This is a genomic window from Mycobacterium stomatepiae (assembly GCF_010731715.1).
In the GTDB taxonomy this organism is placed as follows: domain Bacteria; phylum Actinomycetota; class Actinomycetes; order Mycobacteriales; family Mycobacteriaceae; genus Mycobacterium; species Mycobacterium stomatepiae.
Genome location: NZ_AP022587.1, coordinates 3139279 through 3155699, shown reverse-complemented (window position 1 = coordinate 3155699; position 16421 = coordinate 3139279). Strand labels below are relative to the sequence as shown.

Below are 16421 nucleotides of genomic sequence, written 5' to 3'. Positions count from 1 at the left end.
TCCCGCCTAGGGTCGACAAGGATGCCCGACGATCTGGTCACCGTGGTGTTGCCGTGTCTGAACGAGGAAGAGTCGCTGCCGGCGGTGCTGGCGGCCATTCCGGTCGACTATCGAGCGCTGGTGGTGGACAACAACAGCACCGATGACACCGCCGGTGTCGCGGCCCGGTACGGCGCTCGGGTGGTCGCCGAACCGCGGCCCGGATACGGGTCGGCGGTACACGCGGGTGTGGTCGCCGCGACGACTCCGATCGTCGCGGTCATCGACGCCGACGGTTCGATGAATGCCGGCGACTTGCCTCGGCTGGTCGCTGCGCTCGAGCGCGGTGCCGACATGGCGATCGGCCGGCGCCGTCCCGTGGCCGGGCTGCATTGGCCGTGGGTCGCGCGGGTGGGCACCGTGGTGATGAGCTGGCGGCTGCGCACCCGCCACGGCCTGCCGGTCCATGACATCGCGCCGATGCGGGTCGCCCGCCGGGACGCACTGCTGGGCCTCGGCGTCGTCGATCGCCGGTCCGGGTATCCGCTGGAGCTGCTGGTGCGCGCCGCGGCTGCCGGGTGGCGGGTGGTCGAGCTCGACGTCAGCTACGGCCCTCGCACCGGCGGCAAGTCGAAGGTCAGCGGCTCGTTGCGGGGCAGCATTACCGCGATCCTGGACTTCTGGAAAGTAATCTCATGACCGAACTGCCGGTGACGCTGCTGGTGGTCGCCAAGGCGCCGGAGCCCGGGCGGGCCAAAACCCGGCTCGCGGCGACGGTCGGCGACCGGGTCGCGGCCGAGATCGCCGCCGCGGCGTTGCTGGACACCCTCGACGCGGTGGCCGCCGCCGCGGTGGCCGCGCGGGTGGTGGCGTTGACCGGCGACCTGGACGCGGCCGTGGATGCGGTGCAGATTCGACAGCGGCTCGAATCGTTCACGGTGATCGAGCAACGCGGTGGCGACTTCGCCGACCGGCTCGCCAATGCGCACGCCGACGCGGGCTCGGGCGGTGGGGACCTTCCGGTGTTGCAGATCGGCATGGATACCCCCCAGGTGACCGCCGAGCTCTTGACGGACTGCGCGCGCCGGCTGCTGCGGACGCCGGCCGTGCTCGGACCGGCCGACGACGGCGGCTGGTGGGTGCTCGGGGTGCAGAGCCCGGCGATGGCCGAATGCCTGCGAACCGTGCCGATGTCTCAGCCCGACACCGGCGAGCTCACCCGTAAGGCATTGCGCGACAACGGCATTACCGTTACATCGGTGGACCGGCTGAGCGATTTCGATGTCGTCGACGATATCGCCGCGGTACGGGCGGTCTGCGCGCCCGTCAGCCGCTTTGCCCGGGTCACCCGCGCGGCGGGACTCTAGCGGGCGCCGTCGGCACACTGGACGCCGTCTCAATGGTGTTGTCGCGGGTGCTCACTGCTGTCTCCGTAGGCGGATGCGTGTCACGTACGCAACCCGTATCGGGCGATGATCGCGCGCGCTGCTTCGGCGACCGTGCGGTGAAGCTCCTCGCTGTTGGGGTGCCAAGCGACCAGCAACAGGCGTGGCCAGAACGCGAAGTTGGAGATCATGCCCAGGAATTGGGTGGCCGCCAATTCGGGATCAGGACAGTCGAGGGTCCCCGCGGCGTGTTCGTCGCCGAGATAGCTCTTGACTGAGTTAAAAAATGGAGCCTTGCCCAAGGTGAACTGAGCCTCGGCGAGATCGGGGAACCGTGGCGCCTCGGCGATCACGATCCGGAACAAAGCCACCATCTCCTCACGAGACATCAACTCCACGTAGCGCTCTCCCAGCATCTGCAGGCCCGCCGCAGGGTCTCCGGCCGCGGGCGCGTGCAGGCCCGCGTCTGACAGCTGCCAGTACTGGACGACCATTGCGGCGAACAGTTCGGCCTTGGTGGGGAACTGCTTGAACAGCGTCGCCGTCGACACTCTAGCCACCTCGGCGATCCGTGCCAGGGACGTCTCGGCGTACCCCCGCTCCAGAAACAGCGATACCGCAGCGGCGATGATCGCCGCGCGCTTCTCCTCGGAAACACGCTGGTGATAGGTCTGCGGTGGGCCGGTCACGTAACCGGTATACGCCGGTTAGAGGAGGAAAGACAAGTGCATTGACTTACCATCGATACGTCACCTACCTTGAGGTAAGTCACTTAACTCACCTTCACTGCTACAGGATTCGAGGAGCCAACAAAAAATGCCCTATTTCGACGACGCAGTCGTCCTGGTCACCGGCGGGACTAGCGGCATGGGGTCTAGCCATGTTCGCGCTTACGCTGCCCACGGGGCCCGCGTCGTCATCGGCGGCCGCAACGAAGAGGCGGGCCTGGCACTTGCCCGGGAGATCGGCGAGCGGGCAACGTTCCGGTCGCTGGACGTCACCGATGAGGCTGCCTGGCAGAGGGCGGTCACCGACGCCGAGGATCACTTCGGACCCATCACCATCCTGATCAGCAACGCCGGAATCCAGAACCCTGCCGCCCTGGTTGAGAACACGGATCTGCAGGTGTGGCAGCAGGTCCTCGCGGTCAATGTGACCGGCCACTTCTTGGCGATTAAGCATGTCGCCCCTTCGCTACGCAGGGCTGGCGGAGGATCGATCGTCACGATCGGGTCGGCGATGTCCTACGGCGGCAGCGCCTTTTTCGCGCCTTACGTCGCCAGCAAGTGGGCGCTTCGGGGTATGACCAAGAGCGCAGCCCTGGAACTGGGCCGCGACAACATCCGGGTCAACGCCGTCCACCCCGGCGTGGTTTCGACCCCATTGATCAACCAACCGACCGTGCCCGGTCAGCCCAGCATCGCCGAGTCTTACTCCCCAGACCTGTTTGCCGTGCCCCGACTCGCCCAGCCCGAAGAGATCAGCAACGCGCTGCGTTACCTCACCTCCCCCGAAGCCGCCTTCGCCACAGGCACGGAACTTCTCATCGACGGCGGTCTGCTCCTCGGACCCGCACTCCAATAGCCCGGCTTAACTACGCGAACAACAAATGCGTCCATTCGTGCATCATCCAACAACCTTTTGAGGGAAGCGTTCTCGCGTTCCAGCGCCTTAAGCCGTTTGGCCCCGTCGGCTTCCGTCGGCCACACCCAGCTCGCGGCATACCGCCCGCAGTGTCCCTACCTTCAGCCGGCAGCTGAGCGGTCGCCATCAGCTTGCGCACAACCTGCTCTGGACTATGCCGACTCCGCGTCGCCACGATTTCGTCAGCCTTTCCAACCACGCCTTGGGGCCGCAAGACTCCCACCAGACCCGGATCGAACAATCGGGGTCATGCCAGGCCCGCTTGCGGGTCGGCCCATGTTGGTTGGGCCTGCACCCAGGCCGGAGGTACCGACAGCGGTCCGACTGTTACGGCGTGGCCGAAGCCGGTCCGAGGCGCCCCACGACCCGCACGGGATCGTTGCGGCCACATGGCCGCCGCCTTGTTGACCGCGGCCGTCTTGTTGAGGCAGTTCAGATAATTGAGCACGAAATCTCCGGGCGCAGACAGGGAACTCAGTTTGGACAGGGAGGCCGTGACCGGCGACAGGGACACATCGCAGGTTGTCATCGGCGAGGCGCAGATCGCGCGAAGCGCACCGGGAATCACCGACATCAACTGGCGCCCAGTCGATATGACGTCGGGAGCCGTCGTCAGTAGCGAGAACCGAGATGATCCGGTGGGCCCTATGGAATCGGTGAAGTGCGGTGGCGAGCGGAACGGTGTCAGCGTCGAGACCTCGGCCGACGAGCGCGCGTACGCGAACATGGCATCGGCGTTTTGGGCCCACATCCGTTCGTAGTCCGCCTCGACGCCAGCGATAGCCGCACTGGTGTGGCCCAGGCAGTTCATCGCGGCAAGCGACATCCGCTGCTGCCGATTGGCCTCGATCTGCTGAGGCGATACCACCGCCGCGAGAGCCGCGGCATGGGCGCCGGCAGCCGCCTCGGCTAGTTGGCCGGTCCGTCGGGCCTGCGCGGCAGTTTCTTTGAGCCATACCGTGTAAGGCGCGAAAGTTTGTGTCGCCACCCCTTCGTACCCCGCGACCGTGTTGTCCAGCTGGTCGGCGACCTCATCCCATGCCATGGCGGCGCCCAACAGTGATTCGGCACCCGGTCCCGAATGCATTCGGCCGGTGGTGATCTCCGGCGGCAGCGCGCCGAAATCCGTTGCTGTCGCTGGTGAAGCCGCGCCCGGCCAGGTCAGCTTGTCCGCCTCCGCTGACGCCGGCGTGTTGCCGGGTTCGGACGAGGACCGGTCGGCCTGCATCGCGGCCCAGCGCCTTCGTCTCACCCGGCGTGAGTCTTGTTCTAACATTTGGTTTTAGCGACTCAGCCCTTGCCGCTGGGCACTTCTTCGAGTTGTTTCGGGCAGTACGACTTCGCGGAAAGTGTCGCGAATTGGGCGGCGCCGTTGGTGGTCAGCCCGGGATTGTTGCTCTTGAGGTCGTTGAGCAGTTGCAGGCCGGACACGCCGCGAGAGATCAACCCGCACACCGATTTGCCGGCGTAGATCGCCTGGCCCGGGTCCTGGAAGCCGATCCCCACCTTGGACAGGTCCGCCAGGAAGACGTCGTTGTTGTCATCGACGGCCTGCTCATCGAGGCCGGTTTCGGCGTGCGCGGGCGCCGCGATGACGACGCTCATCGAGATGCCGAGAACGGCTAGCAGCAGTTTCATGGTTCCTCCATCGGTGGCGCTGGTGTTCTTCCGCCGCGGTATTCTGTTGTCACGTAAGTAAATCCGCATTACCCCAGTTTGGATTCGCTGGGAATGGCCGGCGTCTGCAGGTCGTCTGTCACGTGTACCGCGTGCACGCCGGGCGTGGTCGTCAGCCTGGCGACCAAATCGTCGAGCCCGGCCTCGTCGACACTCCAGTGCTGGACCTGGTCGGGCTGTTCTTGCAGTTGTGCGATGACACGGTCGAGTTTGACCGGGCCCACCCGGCGCTCACCGGTGATCGCGCGGGCCTGGATCCCGGTCGAGCTGACGACGCGAGAGACCGGGCTGCCCAGCGCGCCACCCGCCAGACCGCCCAGGGGCGCCTCGTTGACCAGGCCGCCCAACTCCGTCGCGGGAGCCGCCGCCAGGCTGGCTGGCAGCGTGGTGGGGGTCAGCCTGATCGCCGGGGTGGCGGTAGCCCAGCTTGGCGGCACCGACATCGACCCCACCGTGGGCGCGTTGCCCATAACCGCAGACACGGGCCGCACCGAGCCGACGGCCGCGAGATGTCCTGGTGATGTCAGGCCGGCGCCCAGCGACGACTTGGCCATCGCGGCACTCCAGGGTGCATAGATGAAGAAGTTCTTCCACTGCGAAACGCCAAGGCCGATCGTCGCGTTGACGACGTTGGTCCAGGTGCCCTGGCTGCCGATTGACGAAATGGCGGAGTACAGCGCCTCCCACAGGGGTGCGACGTCCGAACTCCCCGTGACACCCGTGATCAATTGCTGCCAAAATGTTGCGTATTGGCCGGTGAGCGAGTTGATGTAGTTCTTCAGCTGGGCCAGCCATGACGACAGAGATTGAGGTGCCGCGGCCGCCGCGGCTGCTTGAGGTGCGGCTGCGGCGGAGGTGGTTTGCGGCGCTTCGCTGAACGCCGTCAGCTCACCCGCGGCCTCCGAGGAACTGGCGTAGGTGAACATCGCTTCGACGTCTTGAGACCACATCTGGCCGTATTCGGCCTCGTTGGCCGCGATGGCCCCGCCGTTTTGGCCAAAGATATTGGTCGCCAACAGTTCTTGCAGCTCGGCACGATTCTCGAGGATGAGTGGCGGGGGCACGGCCGCCGCCAACGCGGCGTCATAGGCGGCGGCCGCGGCCAGCGCCTGGGAGGCGGCCTCCTCTGCCTGACCCGCCGTGGTCGACATCCACGTTACGTACGGTGCCGCTGCCGCCGCCATGGCCGCTGACGATGGACCCGCCCAGGACTCGCCGACCAGTTCGGAAATCACTGAGCTGTACGAGGCGGCGGTGGAATGCAACTCGGCGGCCAGTGCCTCCCATGCCGCGGCGGCAGCCAAAAATGATCCCGAACCCGGGCCCGAATAGAGCAGGCCGGAGATCAGCTCCGGTGGCTGCACTGCGAAATCCGCGAAAACCATTGCCTCTCCTTATTTCGCGTTCGGCGGGATCACGATGACCGTGGAGGTCGTCGCGATGTCGTCGAGTGCCACAGCGCCGGGAACACGTACCGCTGGCGCAACGGCGTGGGTGGCGGTCCCGCCGAGCGCGCGTCCGGCCAGACTTGATAGGGCCGTCGGGGCGAACATGCCCTCGTTGGCGGCCATCGCCGGATCCGCTTCGAGCATGGTCTCGGGCAGCTCCGCGGCGACCGTTCTGATCGCCGGAACGGCCGAGGCCCAGTTCGCCGGCACCGACAACGCGCCAACCGTGCCGGCCCGCCCCGCCGCGGCCGCAACCGCACCCGCCGGGTGCAACGCGCCGGCGCCGGTCAGCAGGTCGCTGTGCAGCAACGGCGCCAAAACTCCAGAGAGGGCCTTGGGGTGCAGCAGCGGGCCGATGCCTTGGATGCCGGTGCCCACGGCCGGGATGCTGATCGAGACCTGGTACCAGTTCCTGAACAGGCCCGCGATACCGAGGGGGTTGTACGGCCCGGCCACGAAGTTGGTCATGAAGCCGTTGAACGCCTTCAGAATCCCGGTGATGTCCTTGAGACCCAAGGGGAGCTCGACCGCGGCCGCGTTCGTGGCGAGGGTTTGCACCGCGGCCGGGGCCTGAGCGACCGCCAGTGACAACGCCGTGTCCGCATTGGAAGCTGCCGAAGACTCGGCCGCGACGGCGACCGCGGCCGACTGGTCGGCCGTGCCGCTGTCGTTCGTGGTTGCCGGGGGTGCGCTGAACGGAGTCAGCCGGGTCGCAACTTCCGAGGAAGCGGCGTAGCCGTACATCGCGCCGGCGTCTTGGGCCCACATCTCGGCGTACCGCGCCTCCGTGGTCGCGATCGCCGGGGTGTTCTGACCCAACACATTTGTCGCGATCAGCGACAGCAACAACGTCCGATTGGCCGCGACCACCTGAGGAGGGACGGTGGCCGCGAAGACGGCCTCGAACGCGGCGGCCGCCGCCTTGGCTTGCCACGCCGTCTGCTCGGCTTGCGCGGCCGTCCTTTCCAGCCATGCAATGTAGGGCGTTGCCGCGGCCAACATCGACGTGGACGACGGCCCAAGCCAACCGCTGAGCAGCTCCGCGATGGTGGACCCGTAAGCCGCTGCAGTTGAACGCAATTCGCTGGCCAAGCCGTCCCAGGCAGTCCCTGCGGCCAGCAGCGGTGCCGACCCCCGCCCAAGGTAGATCCTGCCGGAGTTGATCTCCGGATGTAACGCTCCGAAATCCATTGCCTTCCCTCCGCCGGCTATCCGACCACGACCGTTCCGCTTGTCTTCGCCGACACCGTTGAACGCCAACAACATTGAGCGACCTTGACCCACCGCAATTTGGCGATTGCGATTGCTGTCAGTCGTGAAGCTGGTCTCGTGGCCAGTACGCTAGCCAGCCCTGGCGGACGCGGTGGTCGTCAAAGTTGGCCGGTCCCAAGGTGCCCGCGGACGCGTGGTGGTTCGCCGGCTCGCCAAGCAAAGCGCCGATGACGCGGTCTACCTCGCGTTAACGCCGGAGCTCGACAGGGTGAACACATAGAAAACACACAGGCGACGTATACGGGTCGACGATGTCGCTAATTTAAATCTCCGCACCGATAATTCGGATCCTCGCCAGCAAAGACATCGGCCTGTGTGGGGCATCGCCCAATGACCTTGCCGCCGTGGCGGCAGACCAAGCACGCGAGCCGTGGAACCTCTTCCTGGCAAACGCCAGCGGAACAACTCCGGCCGCCGAACGCCGCTTCTCAGGCCCGACGGTGCAGCACCGCTGCGCGGCCAAGGATGCCGACGGCGAACACGGCCAGCCCCGCGACCGCCGATTCCCACGGCAAGGTGGCGACCAGCAGCAGGCACCCGGCCAGGCCGCAGGCGTTCCCAACCCGGCGCCGGCGCAAGGTGTACGCCGCGGCATTGGCGATCGCGTAGTAGATCAGCACCCCGAACGAGGAAAAGCCGATCACCCCACGCAGATCGACGGTGCCCACCAGCACGCAGACCATCACGCCGATCGCGATCTCGGCGTGATGGGGCACCCGGTGCTTCGGATGCACCGCCGATAGCCAGCTCGGCAGATCCCGATGCCGCGCCATCGCCAGCGCGGTGCGCCCAAGCCCGGCGATCAGCGCCAGCAGGGCGCCCAGGCTGGCCAGCGCGGCCCCGATCGAGACCACCGGCACCAGCGTGGGGGCGCCCGCCGCCCGCACCGCTTCGGCTAGTGGCGCAGCGGCATTCGCCAGCCGGTCGGGCCCCGCGGCCAGCAGCGCGGCCACCCCGACAACCAGATAGATCACCACCGCCACCGCCAGGGCAATGCTGATCGCCCGGGGGATGCTGTGGGCGGGATCGCGGACCTCCTCGCCCATCGTCGCGATGCGCGCATACCCGGCGAATGCAAAAAACAGCAGCCCTGCCGATTGCAGCACCCCGTAAACCGAGCCGGCGAACCAGGATCCGCTCAGCTGCGAGGGGTCCGGCCTGCTCACCGCGATACCGATCACCACGGCGGCCAGCGCAATCAGCGTGCACGCCAACAGAATCCGGGCCAGCAGCGCGGTCTTGGTGACGCCGCGATAATTCAGCGTGGTCAGCAGGACCACGGCCGCGATCCCGACGATTCGCTGCACCCACACATCCGCGCCGGGAACCGCGTAGGCGGCGACGGTGAGCGCCATTGCCGCGCACGACGCCGTCTTGCCGATCACGAATCCCCATCCGGCGACGAAGCCCCACCACGGGCCGAGACGTTCGCGGCCGTAGATATAGGTTCCACCCGATGTCGGATACACCGCGGCCAGTTGCGCCGACGAGGTGGCATTGCAGTAGGCGATCACCGCGGCCAGCGCCAGCCCGATCAGCAAGCCGGCGCCGGCGGCCCGCGCGGCCGGGCCGAACGCGGCGAACACCCCGGCGCCGATCATCGAACCCAGTCCGATGACGACCGCGTCGGTCGTGTTTAGCCGACGGACCAGCCCGGGTTGATCTTCCATGACCGCCTACCAGTTCGTGACCATGACCGTGTTGATCAGTAGCGCGCCGGCAGCGTTGACGGCCAGCCAGACCCGGTGCGATCGCACCGGCAGCAGCGCGGGCGCGGCCGTGAGCCAGATCGTGAACGGCAGCCAAATCCGTTCCACCTCGGCCTTACTCAGCATGCTCAGGTCGGCGCAGACGATCGCGGCCAGCACGGCCAGCATCAGCAAATGGAACCCCGAGCGACGGCGGATCGCGGCGATGTCGAACACCCGGGTGATCCCCGCGACACCGCCCAGGCCGATCGCACACACCACGCATGTCAGATTAGCCCACCACCAATACTGGAATGGCCGGTAGTTGGCGATCGCGTTCGGTTGCCAATAGCGTTGCTGCACAAGCGTATAGCCGTCGAACCAGTAGAAGCCGGTGACAGCAAAGGTCACCGCCACCGCCACGGCTGTCAAGGCGGCGGGTCCCAATGCCCGCAGCGCGGCCCGGTAGTCGGTAGCCGAAACCAACACCGCCGCCGCGGGAAGGCCGATCAACAGCAGGCCGTAACTTAGGAAGACACCCCACCCGAGCAGTAGCCCTGCGGCGACCGCGACCAGCGCGGGGAATCGAACCCGCCGGTGTACGGCCACCGCCAACAGCGCGATGCCCCATGCCGCGACGCCGGCGAAATAGCCGTCGGCCGAGACCGCCACCCAGATCGCCGCCGGTGCTATCGCGACGAACGGGGCGGCCAGCCGCGCGGTTTGCTCGTCGGCGAGCGCGCGAATGGCGATCAGCACGGCCGCCACCGCGCTGGAGCCGGCCAGCAGGCACAACAGGCCCGCCCATGCGCCGCCGTGCAGGCCGAGCCGGTCCAGCCAGACGAACGTCAGCAGGGCTCCGGGCGGATGCCCGGAGATATGCGTGACCCAGGAGTTGGGCTGGTAGTCGAGGATCCGGCTGGAAAATGTGCGCAGCGTCGCCGGGATATCGGTGATGCTCGGCACCTGAAAAAGGTATTCGTCCCGGGTGGTCAACCGGCCCGCGAAGCCGCGCTGCCAGCCGTCGATCATCGCCAGCGCGAAGGCCCACCCGCAGGCCACCGCCCAGCCGCCCAGCGTCAACCAGCGCCATGAAAGGCGTTGTGCCACTGTAGGTCCCCACGCCACGGCGGCAATAGCCAGCAGAATCGCCGGCCCGGTTCCCCAGCCGGCGTGGACCTCCCAGGTGCCGAACAGCGGCGCGGCTTGCTGGTGGGTGGCGAAGCGTTCCCGTCCGATGTCGAGCCGCGGTCTGACTCCCCAATCCAGCGACGGCAGCACGACCGCGGCGGCGACCAGGCCGGAACCGACCGCGACGGCCGTCATCTCCCGGCGGGCTATCCTCACGATCGACCAGCCTATTGACCGGCGCCGAACCGGCGCACCAGCGCCGCCCGGTCCACCTTGCCGATGCCGCGGCGAGGCAGCGCCTTGACGACGTGTATCTCCCGCGGCGCGGCGGTGGCGTCCAGGGTGCGGGCCACATGGGCGCGCAGTGTGTCCAGCGTGGGCGGGCCGATGCCGTCGCGCACCACGATCGCCGCGACCACCCGCTGCCCCAACCGGTCGTCGGGGAGGCCGAACACCACGCAGTCGCCGACGCAGGGGTGGGTGCACAGCGCGGCCTCGACCGGCTGCGGAAGCACCGTCAGCCCGCCTGTATTGATCGCGTCGTCGGCGCGGCCCAGCACGGTCAGCACACCCGAGTCGATCGAGCCCAGATCGTCGGTGCGGAACCATCCCGGCTCCGCAAACGGATCGGGATCTACCGGGTTGCGATAGCCCTTGGCCAGCGTGGCGCCGCCGATTACGACGCGACCTTCGTCCACCCGCAACCGCACACCGGCCAGTGCGACCCCGTCGTACACGCAGCCCCCCGCGGTCTCGCTCATGCCGTAGGTGCGGATCACCGCAATCCCCGCGGCTGCCGCGGCGTCGAGCACCGGTCGTGGCGCCGGCCCGCCGCCGAGCAGCACGGCGTCCAATTCGGCGAGTGCGGCCGCTGCCGCAGGATCGGCCAGGGCCTTGGCCAGTTGGGTGGCCACCAGTGAGGTGTAGCGCCGACCGGCGCCCAATCTAGCCACAGCAGAAGGCAATTCGGTGATATCGAACCCGGAGGACACGTCCAGCTCGACCGGTTCGGAACCGGCAAGGACGCTGCGCACCAGCACCTGGAGTCCGGCGATGTGGTACGGCGGCAGTGCCAGCAGCCAGCTGCCCGGCCCGCCGAGACGGTCATGGGTGGCGGCCGCGCTGGCGGCCAGGGCCGCGGCAGTGAGCAAGGCGCCTTTGGGTTTACCGGTGGTTCCCGACGTCGTCGCGACCAATGCCACGTCGGCGTCGATCGCTTCGCCTACCCGCAGCGCCTCCAGCTCGGCACCGCAATCCTGTTGCACCGCAACGAAAGCCGAGTCGCCACCACTTAGTACCCGCTCCAACGCGGGCAGCAGCACTGCTGAAGCGGAGCCGGGTGAGACGCGCAGCGCACGCAGAACGGCTATGCGTGCGCTCCGCCATCGAGTTCGTTGTGCTCATCGTCGTGCGGGTCGTCCAGCGGCCAGCCCTGGGCCCCCAGCCGGGCCCGCACTCGCTCGACGTCAGTTTCGGAAGGCAGCTCGTCGGTGAGCTTGCTGATCATCACGCCGATGTCGATGTTGTCGAAGTCTCCGCGTTCCATCAGCGCATTGGCGACGAGCTTGACCTCGTCATTGGTCAACCTGTTGGTCAGCAGCGCTAGCAGGGCGAAGGTATCCGTCGGGGGAACGCCCTCCGGATAGCCCGCGCGCAACCACGAGACGACCGAGCTTAGGAATCGGTTCATTCGATCAACTCCGCCCGGGGGCTCGGTAGTTCGGTGGACGACGATTCGATGTTACTTAAGCTTTGCTCCGAGGAAGGGATACCCGGTGTGGTGTGCGATGAAATCGCGCGCGATGAACAACACACCGATGACGATCACGGCCACGACGAGCGCGTAGATCACCCAGGCCAGCCCGGACAACACCGGGTTCGGCTGCGTCGTGGAACCGTCGGCGCCGACGCCGCCGGAACCGAGGGCCTGCAGCCGGATCCCGACGGCGAACAGGCCCGGCAGGAAAGCGCCGGCCAGCATGCTGAAGATCAGGATCTTCAGGGTGGCCTCGTAGTTGAACCACTGGTTCAGTTGACTCATCGGACGCTACCCCACACTCACGTCGTCGGAACTGGCAACGGCGCCCACCTTGGCCCCGCTGGACGGCTTGTTCTCATCGAGTCCGGCGGTCAGGTCGCCCTTCCAGTCGTCGTTGACGTTGTTCTGGTCGACCTTGTTCTTGCGCGACCGCATGTAGATCGCGGCAGAGACGCCTACCAGCAGACCGAAGCCGACGACGGCGCCGGGGTATCCACCGATGTAGTGGACGATCCAGTAGGTGATCGCGCCGACCAGCCCGGCCAGCGGAAGCGTCACCAGCCACGCGACGGCCATGCGGCCGGCCACGCCCCAACGGACCTCGCCGCCGGGCTTGCCGATCCCGCTGCCCATCACCGAGCCGGTGCAGACCTGGGTGGTGGACAGTGCGTAGCCGAAGTGAGCGGACAGCAGAATGACTGCGGCCGAGGATGATTCGGCGGCCATGCCCTGCGGCGAGGAGATTTCGACGAGTCCCTTGCCTAGGGTCCGGATGATCCGCCAGCCGCCCAGGTAGGTGCCCGTGGCCATCGCCAGGGCGCACGCCACGATGACCCACATCGGCGGGACCGCGGCACTCTTGCTGACCGAGCCGTAGGACATCAGCGCTAAGAAGATGATGCCCATCGTCTTTTGTGCGTCGTTGGTGCCATGCGCCAGCGAGACCAGCGACGCGGAGCCGATCTGGCCGCGCCGGAACCCGGCTTCGGTCCGCTCCTTCTGTAGGCCCCGGGTGATCCGGAAGACCGCCCAGGTCGCGCACGCGCCGACGAACAGGGCCACGAACACCGAAACGACGGCCGGGATGATCGCCTTGGACATCACGCCCGACCAGATCACCCCGTGCGCGCCCACCGCGGCGATCGTGGCGCCGATGATGCCACCGATCAGCGCGTGCGACGAACTCGAGGGGATACCGAGCAGCCAGGTCAGCAGGTTCCAGACGACGCCGCCGACCAGGCCGGCGAACACCAGTTCCAACGACACGATGCTGGAATCGATGAGGCCCTTGGCGATCGTGGCAGCGACTGTGGTCGACAGGAACGCGCCTATCAGATTGAGTACCGCGGAGAGCGCGACCGCGGTCTTGGGCTTGAGCGCGCCACTGGCGATCGAGGTCGCCATCGCGTTTGCGGTGTCATGGAAGCCGTTGGTGAAATCGAACGCCAATGCCGTGACGACGACAATGATCAAGAGGAACAGCTGTATGTCCACAGCGCCTGATTCTGATGGTTGGGGAATTAAATTGTCGAATGCTCACGGAAGGTAATCGCAGGTATATCTTGACTCGTCGCCGAATGTTACCTGTCAGTTAACCAGCCGTTCCCTGCTGTTCATCTCGGGTGTCGCGGCGTAACGGGTGGTCACCCGGGACCTCGACGAAGATCAGGGTAATGCCATCGGGATCTGTGACGTGCATCTCTTTTAAACCCCATGGTTCGCGTCGCGCCTCGCGAGCAATCGGGACCCCCCGGCCGGTCAATTCGGCCTGGGTTGCCTCGATGTCGCGAACCTGCAGCCACAGCGCGCCGGGGAAGGGTCCGTGTGACTGGCCGGTGTCGCTCCAGCCGGCGAGCTCCAGCAAAGACTGGCCCGCGAAAAACACTGTGCCCGCGCCATAATCGCGGTAGATGGCCAGCCCGATCTCGTCGCGGTAGAACGTCAGCGAGCGCTGATAATCAGCCGGCCGCAGCAGCATCCGGCTGAACAGGATCTCCATAGCTCGTGTTTATCACGTCGCTACCCTGGCGAGGCGCAACGCGATGTCGGACCGTTCAGCTGTCGGCCCGGTTGGGCTGTAGGTTTTGCCGCTGCATCAGGGTGTTCACCAAGCGCGGTCCGATGGTGTCGAGTGCGCGGGCCGCGATCGCCATCCGCGGGGCGATCCGCACCGGCCGGGTGCGGGCGGCGGTGACCATCCACTCGGCGGCTTCTTCTGGCGTCAGCGCCGGCAACCCGTCGTAGGCCTTCGTCGGCGCGATCATCGGGGTGGCAACCAGCGGGTAGTACAGCGTCGTCGAGTGCACACCCCGTCGGCCCCACTCGGTTTCGGCGACGCGGCTCACCGCCGACAGCGCCGCCTTGGATGCGTTGTAGGGCGCGAACAACGGAGAGGCCTCCGATAGCACCCCCCACGTCGAGACGTTGATGATGTGGCCGTCGCCGCGATCCAGCATGCCCGGTGCGAACCCGCGGATGAGCCGCAGCGGCGCGTAGTAGTTGAGCACCATGGTCCGCTCGACGTCGTGCCAACGCGCCAGCGATTCGCCCAGCGGCCGGCGGATGGACCGGCCGGCGTTGTTGATCAGGATGTCGACTCCGCCGAGGCGTTCTTCGACGTCGGCCACCAATGCGTCCACGGCGTCCATGTCCGAGACGTCGCAGGGAATCGACAGTGCGGTGCCGCCCGCGGACGTGATGCGCTTCGCCAGCGCGTCGAGGCGGTCCTGACGGCGGGCCACGACCACCACGGTGGCGCCGTGCTCGGCCAGGCGTTCGGCGCCGGCTTCGCCGATGCCCGACGACGCCCCGGTCAGCAGGATCCGCTTGCCGTCCAGGTCGATCGGTTTGATCGGGGGCCGGTTGACCAGCACCTGCGGTGACATCGGTGGCCGCATGCTGGCCAGCACAATCTGGTCGGCAAACCGGCGAATCGGACTCTTGCTCACACGCCCGAAGTCTAGTTTCGCCGAGCCTGTAATCCTGCAGCCCGCTACTCGAACTTCCACTGCGGATTTACAGCCTCGATGGCCGCGGGCCGCAAGACTCGATGCTCAGGCGCTTAGAAATAGCGCGGGAAGGGGCTCCAGTCGGGGTCGCGCTTCTGCAGGAACGCGTCGCGGCCCTCGACCGCCTCGTCGGTCATGTAGGCCAGCCGGGTGGCCTCGCCGGCGAACAGCTGCTGGCCTACCAGGCCGTCGTCCAGCAGGTTGAACGCGAACTTGAGCATCCGTTGCGCCTGTGGGGATTTGGCGTTGATCTCGGCAGCCCACTCGATGGCGACCTTCTCCAAGTCGGCGTGGTCGACAACCTGGTTGACCGCACCCATGTGGTGCATCTGCTCGGCGGTGTACGGGCGGCCCAGGAAGAAGATCTCCCGGGCGAACTTCTGGCCGACCTGACGGGCCAGATACGCGCTGCCGTAGCCACCGTCGAAGCTGCCGACGTCGGCGTCGGTCTGCTTGAAGCGGGCGTGCTCGCGGCTGGCCAGGGTGAGGTCGCAAACCACGTGCAGGCTGTGTCCGCCGCCGGCGGCCCAGCCGTTGACCAGACAGATCACCACCTTGGGCATGAAGCGGATCAGCCGCTGCACCTCGAGGATGTGCAGCCGGCCGGCGCGGGCGGCGTCGACGGTGTCGGCGGTCTCACCGGAGGCGTACTGATAGCCGCTGCGGCCGCGGATGCGCTGATCGCCACCCGAGCAAAACGCCCAGCCGCCGTCCTTCGGGGACGGACCGTTGCCGGTCAGCAGCACCACGCCGACGTCGGGAGACATCCGGGCGTGGTCGAGCACCCGGTACAGCTCGTCGACGGTGTGCGGCCGAAACGCGTTGCGCACTTCCGGGCGGTCGAACGCGACGCGCACCGTGGCGTCGTCGACGTGGCGGTGATAGGTGATGTCGGTCAGGTCACCGAAACCGTCGACGGGCCGCCACGCCTGCGCATCAAATGGGTTGTTACTCAAGGCTATTCAACTCCTAGACCGGGTCCAAGCGGAATACCGCGCAGCGGCCCGCCAGACGCTCGAACTCGTCGGGACTGCCCTCGGTGACGAGTCCGGCCCGCTTCATGAATCCCACACCCGTGGGAACCTCTTCGGGGAACACCCGCAGAATCGGTCGCGCGTCCGCCGCGGACAACTCCACCATCCGTACCCGCTGGGCGTGGCGGCCGCGGGCCACGATCGCCTGACCGGCGGCCCGCGCATTGGCCACCCAGTCGGCGCCGGGAAATCCAGCGACGACGTACTGTTTGCCGCCGACGGTCATCGGCGTCACCGGTGTCGCGCGCTCGCGTCCCGACTTGCGTCCCGCCACCGTCAGCACCACGGGGCTCTCGCCGCCGAAACTCATTCCCAGCCGCGACATCTGGATGAAGAGTTTGTTCGCCGGTTTCAGCCACCACGGCGGCTTGATCGGTTTGCCACTGGCCATACCAG

Annotated in this window: 17 protein-coding genes and 2 pseudogenes; 3 read left to right on the top strand and 16 right to left on the bottom strand. The window is 67.1% G+C overall.

The window, feature by feature from the left end:
- Nucleotides 1–21: 21 nt before the first annotated feature.
- Complete coding sequence (locus G6N54_RS14780) at nt 22–678, top strand: glycosyltransferase family 2 protein (protein WP_179969062.1); 657 nt, start codon at nt 22–24, stop codon at nt 676–678.
- Nucleotides 675–1346: a TIGR04282 family arsenosugar biosynthesis glycosyltransferase gene (locus tag G6N54_RS14775; RefSeq protein ID WP_163790777.1), complete on the top strand. Its 672-nt coding sequence runs from the start codon at nt 675–677 to the stop codon at nt 1344–1346. Before G6N54_RS14780 ends, G6N54_RS14775 begins: the two co-directional genes overlap by 4 nt.
- Before the next feature lie 80 nt (nt 1347–1426).
- On the opposite strand, the gene G6N54_RS14770 is transcribed toward G6N54_RS14775, so the two are convergent.
- Nucleotides 1427–2053, bottom strand: coding sequence for a TetR/AcrR family transcriptional regulator (locus G6N54_RS14770; RefSeq protein WP_163790776.1), 627 nt, complete (start codon nt 2051–2053; stop codon nt 1427–1429).
- Between the two features lie 127 nt (nt 2054–2180).
- On the opposite strand from G6N54_RS14770, the gene G6N54_RS14765 reads away from it, so the two are divergent.
- Nucleotides 2181–2948 (top strand): SDR family NAD(P)-dependent oxidoreductase, encoded by a 768-nt coding sequence (locus G6N54_RS14765; RefSeq protein ID WP_163790775.1) that lies wholly within the window; start codon nt 2181–2183, stop codon nt 2946–2948.
- On the opposite strand, the pseudogene G6N54_RS14760 reads toward G6N54_RS14765, so the two are convergent.
- From G6N54_RS14760 to G6N54_RS14690, 15 genes and pseudogenes are all read right to left on the bottom strand, one after another.
- Nucleotides 2906–3183 (bottom strand): annotated as a pseudogene (locus G6N54_RS14760) (IS3 family transposase); the annotation flags it as partial. The gene G6N54_RS14765 and the pseudogene G6N54_RS14760 overlap by 43 nt on opposite strands.
- Before the next feature lie 72 nt (nt 3184–3255).
- Nucleotides 3256–4236: a PPE family protein gene (locus G6N54_RS14755; RefSeq protein ID WP_163790774.1), complete on the bottom strand. Its 981-nt coding sequence runs from the start codon at nt 4234–4236 to the stop codon at nt 3256–3258.
- A gap of 62 nt (nt 4237–4298) precedes the next feature.
- Nucleotides 4299–4646 carry a DUF732 domain-containing protein gene (locus G6N54_RS14750; protein ID WP_163790773.1) on the bottom strand — a complete coding sequence of 116 codons (348 nt, stop codon included), beginning with the start codon at nt 4644–4646 and terminating at the stop codon, nt 4299–4301.
- 68 nt (nt 4647–4714) lie between these two features.
- Nucleotides 4715–6070 (bottom strand): PPE family protein, encoded by a 1356-nt coding sequence (locus G6N54_RS14745; RefSeq protein ID WP_163790772.1) that lies wholly within the window; start codon nt 6068–6070, stop codon nt 4715–4717.
- Between the two features lie 9 nt (nt 6071–6079).
- Nucleotides 6080–7324 (bottom strand): PPE family protein, encoded by a 1245-nt coding sequence (locus G6N54_RS14740; protein ID WP_163790771.1) that lies wholly within the window; start codon nt 7322–7324, stop codon nt 6080–6082.
- 509 nt (nt 7325–7833) lie between these two features.
- Nucleotides 7834–9075 (bottom strand): APC family permease, encoded by a 1242-nt coding sequence (locus G6N54_RS14735; protein ID WP_163790770.1) that lies wholly within the window; start codon nt 9073–9075, stop codon nt 7834–7836.
- Between the two features lie 6 nt (nt 9076–9081).
- Nucleotides 9082–10440 carry a hypothetical protein gene (locus G6N54_RS14730; RefSeq protein ID WP_163790769.1) on the bottom strand — a complete coding sequence of 453 codons (1359 nt, stop codon included), beginning with the start codon at nt 10438–10440 and terminating at the stop codon, nt 9082–9084.
- A gap of 11 nt (nt 10441–10451) precedes the next feature.
- Nucleotides 10452–11546 carry an o-succinylbenzoate--CoA ligase gene (gene menE, locus G6N54_RS14725; RefSeq protein ID WP_372513210.1) on the bottom strand — a complete coding sequence of 365 codons (1095 nt, stop codon included), beginning with the start codon at nt 11544–11546 and terminating at the stop codon, nt 10452–10454.
- A 44-nt stretch (nt 11547–11590) separates the two neighbouring features.
- Nucleotides 11591–11914 carry a DUF3349 domain-containing protein gene (locus G6N54_RS14720; protein WP_163790768.1) on the bottom strand — a complete coding sequence of 108 codons (324 nt, stop codon included), beginning with the start codon at nt 11912–11914 and terminating at the stop codon, nt 11591–11593.
- A gap of 51 nt (nt 11915–11965) precedes the next feature.
- Entirely contained in the window at nt 11966–12265 is a 300-nt protein-coding gene (locus G6N54_RS14715) for a hypothetical protein (protein WP_163790767.1), read from the bottom strand.
- A gap of 17 nt (nt 12266–12282) precedes the next feature.
- Nucleotides 12283–13477: pseudogene (locus G6N54_RS14710) on the bottom strand (anion permease).
- Nucleotides 13478–13574: 97 nt separating this feature from the next.
- Nucleotides 13575–13982 (bottom strand): VOC family protein, encoded by a 408-nt coding sequence (locus tag G6N54_RS14705; RefSeq protein ID WP_163790765.1) that lies wholly within the window; start codon nt 13980–13982, stop codon nt 13575–13577.
- Nucleotides 13983–14037: 55 nt separating this feature from the next.
- Nucleotides 14038–14931, bottom strand: coding sequence for an SDR family oxidoreductase (locus tag G6N54_RS14700; protein WP_163790764.1), 894 nt, complete (start codon nt 14929–14931; stop codon nt 14038–14040).
- Nucleotides 14932–15044: 113 nt separating this feature from the next.
- Complete coding sequence (locus G6N54_RS14695) at nt 15045–15947, bottom strand: 1,4-dihydroxy-2-naphthoyl-CoA synthase (protein WP_163790763.1); 903 nt, start codon at nt 15945–15947, stop codon at nt 15045–15047.
- Nucleotides 15948–15960: 13 nt separating this feature from the next.
- Nucleotides 15961–16416: a nitroreductase/quinone reductase family protein gene (locus G6N54_RS14690; protein ID WP_163790762.1), complete on the bottom strand. Its 456-nt coding sequence runs from the start codon at nt 16414–16416 to the stop codon at nt 15961–15963.
- Between the last annotated feature and the right edge of the window lie 5 nt (nt 16417–16421).

Excerpts from the sequence above, each read along its gene's own strand:
- G6N54_RS14720 (WP_163790768.1), bottom strand. The coding sequence starts at position 11,914 with ATGAACCGATTCCTAAGCTCGGTCGTCTCGTGGTTGCGCGCGGGCTAT.
- G6N54_RS14750 (WP_163790773.1), bottom strand. The coding sequence starts at position 4,646 with ATGAAACTGCTGCTAGCCGTTCTCGGCATCTCGATGAGCGTCGTCATC.
- G6N54_RS14715 (WP_163790767.1), bottom strand. The coding sequence starts at position 12,265 with ATGAGTCAACTGAACCAGTGGTTCAACTACGAGGCCACCCTGAAGATC.
- G6N54_RS14765 (WP_163790775.1), top strand. The coding sequence starts at position 2,181 with ATGCCCTATTTCGACGACGCAGTCGTCCTGGTCACCGGCGGGACTAGC.
- G6N54_RS14745 (WP_163790772.1), bottom strand. The coding sequence starts at position 6,070 with ATGGTTTTCGCGGATTTCGCAGTGCAGCCACCGGAGCTGATCTCCGGC.
- G6N54_RS14755 (WP_163790774.1), bottom strand. The coding sequence starts at position 4,236 with ATGCAGGCCGACCGGTCCTCGTCCGAACCCGGCAACACGCCGGCGTCA.
- G6N54_RS14740 (WP_163790771.1), bottom strand. The coding sequence starts at position 7,324 with ATGGATTTCGGAGCGTTACATCCGGAGATCAACTCCGGCAGGATCTAC.
- G6N54_RS14690 (WP_163790762.1), bottom strand. The coding sequence starts at position 16,416 with ATGGCCAGTGGCAAACCGATCAAGCCGCCGTGGTGGCTGAAACCGGCG.
- G6N54_RS14735 (WP_163790770.1), bottom strand. The coding sequence starts at position 9,075 with ATGGAAGATCAACCCGGGCTGGTCCGTCGGCTAAACACGACCGACGCG.
- G6N54_RS14705 (WP_163790765.1), bottom strand. The coding sequence starts at position 13,982 with ATGGAGATCCTGTTCAGCCGGATGCTGCTGCGGCCGGCTGATTATCAG.
- G6N54_RS14775 (WP_163790777.1), top strand. The coding sequence starts at position 675 with ATGACCGAACTGCCGGTGACGCTGCTGGTGGTCGCCAAGGCGCCGGAG.
- G6N54_RS14780 (WP_179969062.1), top strand. The coding sequence starts at position 22 with ATGCCCGACGATCTGGTCACCGTGGTGTTGCCGTGTCTGAACGAGGAA.